The organism is Pseudomonas sp. P5_B2, assembly GCF_056400445.1.
On record NZ_JBFULH010001191.1, the window covers coordinates 1 to 880 of the forward strand.

Genomic DNA, 880 nt, shown 5'->3' on the forward strand with positions numbered 1-880 from the left:
ATGACTTCTGCGTGGGGGAAAAGCAGCGTCGCGATGCAGTCTGCAACAACTTTGTAGTTATCTATATTTTTCATATGCAATGACTGATTGATTCGGCATTGATGGGGCTCAGGTAAGTGGCGTGTACCGGTCCACTACGTGGCATATTTGTCCATGGTGGACTCAATACCTATGCTTATCAAGATCCTGCTCTGATTGTTCAACCCTGCATCTGGCTCGCGCGAAAGTGTATTCCTTCGCGGCCCAAGGCCTGTGATGCTGAGGCTTCGCAGCAGTCATTTCGGACCTAAGCAATAGCCCTAGCTGAATGACCGCTTCTGGCCGAACTCTGCCTATCGTCACCGTCAATTAAGAGTCGATTGCTGTCCTTCCTAACAGGCAGCAATGGACCTGAAGCGCTCTGGTCGGTAAAAAAACCCTCCCACCTGTTCCGCCAACCCGCCATTGGATAACCATCCGTATCAACAATCACCGGGGGCGACATCGAAGAGGTAGAAGAACGACACCATCGCGGCAAGCCGATCAAGTACGAAAGGATGCCGTCAAATTGCCAAGCGCCGTGAATGCCTTTTGGTGTGAAGAAGTGCGGCAGTCATTGGCTGAAACCCAGTCAGCACCACCAATTAAAATCAACATACATTCAGAAAATCACATCCCCCGCCTCCCTCATAAAAATCTCAACAGTCTTGGGCCCAATCCCATCGAAAGCACAAAGACGTTTTTCAAACTCCTGTCGATCAGCGCTCGCCTCCAAGATGTTGCTCACCTTCGCGGCGTACTCGTTGTTGAGTTTATGAGCCAATGCCAATAGACGACTCGCCGTGCTCTCGTCATACCGCACGTAATGAGCCTCACCGAGCATCGCAACCAGTTCGCGATG

General features: G+C 51.0%; 1 pseudogene. It reads right to left on the minus strand.

Going from position 1 to position 880, the window contains the following annotated elements:
* Positions 1 to 640 precede the first annotated feature (640 nt).
* A pseudogene (locus tag AC1DRJ_RS30110) lies at positions 641 to 880 on the minus strand (DNA methylase); the annotation flags it as partial.